Origin of the sequence: Streptomyces spinoverrucosus (assembly GCF_006539505.1) — a bacterium.
Taxonomy (GTDB): Bacteria; Actinomycetota; Actinomycetes; order Streptomycetales; family Streptomycetaceae; genus Streptomyces; species Streptomyces spinoverrucosus.
On record NZ_BJND01000149.1, the window covers coordinates 1 to 3,978 of the forward strand.

Sequence of the window (3,978 nt, forward strand, 5' to 3'; positions counted from 1 at the left end):
GACGCCGGGCAAAGCACTCGCGAGGCACGGCCACACACCCGTAAAGCCCGGCGAACTACTCGCGGAACGCCACCACGCACCGGTAAGACGCGGCGAATTACTCGCGGGAGGCGACCACGCACCGGTGACGCCGGGCAAAGCACTCGCGGAACGCCACCACGCACCCGTAAGGCCCGGCGAAGCACTCGCGGAACGCCACCACGCACCCGTAAGGCCCGGTGATGCACTTGCGAGGCACGGCCACGCGCCGGTGACGTCCGGTGATGCACTCATGAGACGCGGCCATTCACCGGCCGCGCGCGGTGATATGCCAGGACCACCCGGCGATGCACAGGAGCACACGGTCACGGCGATCACACCTCGTGCGGGACCTGGTGGGCGCGGACCCGGATGCGCAACGCCGTGGCGATCTCGACCACGCCCACCGCGACCAGCCACCACCCGCCGACCACCGTGAGGACGGCGACCGACTCGAACGGCGAGACGATCAGGACGACCCCGGCGAGGACGGTGACCACTCCGAGGAGGATCTGCCAGCCGCGTGCGGGCATCGCCGGGTCGGAGGCGGCGGCCAGCGTCTGGGTGATGCCGCGGAACAGCCAGCCGATCCCGATCCACAGCGCGAGCAGCAGGATCGACTGCATGGCCCCGCGGAAGCAGAACAGTCCCAGCAGGATCGACACGGCGCCGCTGACGAACGCCAGCACGCGCAGGGAGGTCGTCTTGTGGGTGCCGAAGGCGGAGACGAGCTGGAGGACGCCGCTGACGAGGAGGTAGAGGCCGAAGAGGACACCCGCGGCGAGCAGCGAGGCGCCGGGCCAGATCAGCACCAGGACGCCCAGGATCAAGGACGCGATGCCGGTGACCAGGACGGCCTGCCAGGCGGCCCGGGACAGCAGGTGCAGCGGGCCCTCGAAGGGCGGTTCGGGACCCTCGTACGGCGGTCTCGGCGCGTGCGGGTCACGGGTGGCGTGGACACGCCGGTCGTCGAACTCCGGTCCTCGGGGGGACCCGCTCGGTGGCTCGGTCATGCTCCATGCTGGGAACGCGACCGAGCCGCCCGCACGCCGGAACGGTCCAGTCGGCTGACGCCGGGCCCTACTTCTTCGCGGCCTTGGCTGCCTTCGCAGCCGCCTTCATCTGCTGCTTGTGCTCGCGCACCTTGGCCAGTGACTCGGGCCCGGTGATGTCGGCGACGGACCGGAAGGACTGCGGTGCGCCGTAGTCGCCCGCGGCCTCGCGCCAGCCCTCGGGGGTCACGCCGAGTTGCTTGCCGAGCAGCGCGAGGAAGATCTGTGCCTTCTGCTTGCCGAAGCCGGGCAGCTCCTGGAGCCGCTTGAGCAGTTCCCGCCCGTCGCCGACGCCCTCCCAGACGGCGCTCGCGTCACCGTCGTAATGCTCGACGAGGTACTGGCACAGCTGCTGGATCCGCTGCGCCATCGACCCCGGGTAGCGGTGCACGGCCGGTTTGTCGGAGAGCAGCGCCGCGAACGCCTCCGGGTCGTACGCGGCGATCTCGTGCGCGTCCAGATCGTCGGCGCCCATCCGTTGGGCGATGGTGGCGGGCCCCTTGAACGCCCACTCCATCGGGATCTGCTGGTCCAGCAGCATCCCGACCAGCGCGGCGAGCGGGGAGCGCCCGAGCAGCGCGTCGGCCTCGGGGTCCTGTGCGAGGTGCAGAGTGACGTCCATGGACCGATGATCCCGCGTCGGCCGTCAGGCCGCCTCCCAGTGCGGGGTCTGCGCGCCGGACAGCAGGCCGTAGGCGTAGGCCGCCGAGACGAGGGTCATGTGGCGGTGCCAGCCGGGGTAGGAGCGGCCCTCGAAGTCGAGCAGGCCGTAGTGCTCGCCGAGGGTGGACATGGTGGCGGTGGTGCCGGTGTGCAGGGCGGCCAGGGCGAGGAGTTCGGACATTCGGCGCTCGGGCAGGTTGGTGAGCCAGATCCGGCCGAGGCGCTGGTGGACGGGCTCCCACTCGGCGAAGAGACGGCCGGTGAAGGTGGAGCGGACGCCGTCGGGGCGCAGGCCGGGCAGCCGGGCCGGGCTGGAGACGACGTGGAGGCGGCGGGGGTGTCCGTCGGGGCCGATGGTCATGGCCACGTCCGGGTGGCGGGTGCCGCCCTGGAGGAGCAGGTGCCGGGCCGAGACCGGGGGCGCCGGCTCGCGGGTGGGGCGGGGGGACGGCGGTTCGGGGACGAGGGGCAGCTGGCCGCCGACGGCCAGGACGAAGCCGTAGCCGCGGCCGTGCAGGCGCTCGATCAGCGGGCGTACGTCGGTCACCGTCGTCATGTCGGCGACCACTGGCGACGCCACGAGGCCGGGCTGTGCGGCCAGGGCCTCGACCAGGCCCAGGGCGTGCGACCACAGCGGCTGCGCGCCCACCCTGTCGGGGATGCGCGCGCGGCGTCGGGCCTCCTCGTCGTCGGTCCAGCGTTCGGGCAGGTGCAGCCGCCAGCCGACGGGTATCTGGGCGCCGCTTCCGGCCAGGAGGATGGCCACGCCCAGCTGGCAGTTGACGGTGCGGCCCTGTTCGCGGATGAAGCGGCGGTGCACGCCGACCGAGTGGGCGCCGCGCTTGGGCAGCACGGTGGGGGCGATGGTCCACGCGCGCGTGTCCAGCCGCCCGTCGGCCCAGGAGACCAGCTCGCGCCGGGTGGCGTTCCAGTCCCAGGGGCTGGCGTTGACGAACTGCTGGAGCGACTGGGACGCCGTCGGTGAGGAGGTCACCGTTTCGGCCATCCGGCGCAGGGACTTCTTGCCCGGCGTGCTGAGCAGTCCGCGCAGATAGGCCTGGCCCCAGCGCTGCTGATCGATGCGCGGCAGATGACCGAACAGCTGGTGGCTGAACCCGGCGAACGTGTCGGGACTGCCGCTGCGCTGCCGACGCTTCGTCTTCTCTCCGATCGCCGACATCCCCGTCTCCCCCTTCGTGCGGTTCCGATGTTCCGACCGTACGGCAGAATCATAAAGAACGTTTTCTTTGTTCTGCGGCAAGTCCGCGCGACTTTGGCTAGTAGCGGCCGCCGTGGGGCGTCTACCAGGGGCAATGTCATGACTGAAGGGGTATCTGGATCCGGTCCAACGCCGGGAGGAAGAGAGCCAGTTGATGCAGGAGAGAGCCGCTCGGACCCACCGGGCCCTGATCCTCGCGGCGGCGGAGGAGTTCGACCGCCTGGGGTACGAGGGGGCCTCGCTGGCCCGGATCAGCCGGGGCGCACGCGCCTCGATGGGGGCGCTGACCTTCCACTTCGCCACCAAGAGCGACCTCGCGGCGGCCGTGCGGGCGGCCGGCCGCGAGTCCGTCGCGCCGGTCGTGCGCAGTGCCCTGGGCGGCACGCGGGCCCCGCTGGAGGAACTCGCCGAACTGACCTTCACGCTCGTACGGCTCCTGGAACACGACGTGGTCGCCCGGGCAACGGCACGCCTGGAACGCGAGCGCCCCCGGGGCGGGACGAGCCTCGCCCTGGAGTGGGTACCGGCGCTACGACTGCTACTGGAACGAGCGTCCGCGGCAGGCCAACTCCGGCCCGGGGTACTCCCGGAGACCGCCGCCGTGCTGCTCACGCTGCTGATCGAGGGAGCGTGGGCGGAAATCGGACGGGGGCGGACGGCTGGGGTGGCACCGGGGCGGGTGTGGGAGCTGGTGCTGCATGGGGTGAGCGGCGGCGCGGACAAGTGAAAGGGGACCCTCGCGCGGCGAGGGCCCCTTCGGGCGGGCGGCGGCCCGGACCGCCCGGGCCGGGCCCGCAGCCCGGCGCCCGGCGGAGCGGCACCGGGCGCGGGCGGCGTGGCACCGCCGGTTGTCGGGGCGGGCCGGACCGCCGGGCAGCGCCAACGGGCACCGGTCCCGGCGCGGCACCGCCGGGCGCGGGCGCTCGGCCGCGCACCGGCGCCGGGCGGCGTGCCGGTTGTCAGGGCGAGTCGGACGGCCGGGCATCGGCGCCGGGAGCACAACAGGGCATCGGTCCCAGGCGCCAC

General features: G+C 72.8%; 4 protein-coding genes. 1 reads left to right on the forward strand and 3 read right to left on the reverse strand.

Features of this window, described 5'->3' with window-relative positions; translation table 11 throughout:
* Positions 1-353: 353 nt before the first annotated feature.
* The 3 genes from SSP24_RS42095 to SSP24_RS42105 form a co-directional block, all read right to left on the reverse strand.
* Positions 354-1,031: an HdeD family acid-resistance protein gene (locus SSP24_RS42095; RefSeq protein ID WP_141316500.1), complete on the reverse strand. Its 678-nt coding sequence runs from the start codon at positions 1,029-1,031 to the stop codon at positions 354-356.
* A gap of 67 nt (positions 1,032-1,098) precedes the next feature.
* A complete protein-coding gene (locus SSP24_RS42100) occupies positions 1,099-1,692 on the reverse strand; it encodes an HhH-GPD-type base excision DNA repair protein (RefSeq protein WP_141316503.1) in 594 nt (197 codons plus the stop codon).
* A gap of 24 nt (positions 1,693-1,716) precedes the next feature.
* Complete coding sequence (locus SSP24_RS42105; protein WP_141316506.1) at positions 1,717-2,913, reverse strand: IS701 family transposase; 1,197 nt, start codon at positions 2,911-2,913, stop codon at positions 1,717-1,719.
* Positions 2,914-3,106: 193 nt separating this feature from the next.
* Here SSP24_RS42105 and SSP24_RS42110 point away from each other — a divergent pair, with 193 nt between their 5' ends.
* Positions 3,107-3,679, forward strand: coding sequence for a TetR family transcriptional regulator (locus SSP24_RS42110; RefSeq protein WP_141316509.1), 573 nt, complete (start codon positions 3,107-3,109; stop codon positions 3,677-3,679).
* Positions 3,680-3,978: the final 299 nt, after the last annotated feature.

What these genes read in the sequence shown, in the direction of transcription:
- SSP24_RS42110 (WP_141316509.1), top strand. Translation starts at nt 3,107, where the DNA reads ATGCAGGAGAGAGCCGCTCGGACCCACCGGGCCCTGATCCTCGCGGCG.
- SSP24_RS42095 (WP_141316500.1), bottom strand. Translation starts at nt 1,031, where the DNA reads ATGACCGAGCCACCGAGCGGGTCCCCCCGAGGACCGGAGTTCGACGAC.
- SSP24_RS42105 (WP_141316506.1), bottom strand. Translation starts at nt 2,913, where the DNA reads ATGTCGGCGATCGGAGAGAAGACGAAGCGTCGGCAGCGCAGCGGCAGT.
- SSP24_RS42100 (WP_141316503.1), bottom strand. Translation starts at nt 1,692, where the DNA reads ATGGACGTCACTCTGCACCTCGCACAGGACCCCGAGGCCGACGCGCTG.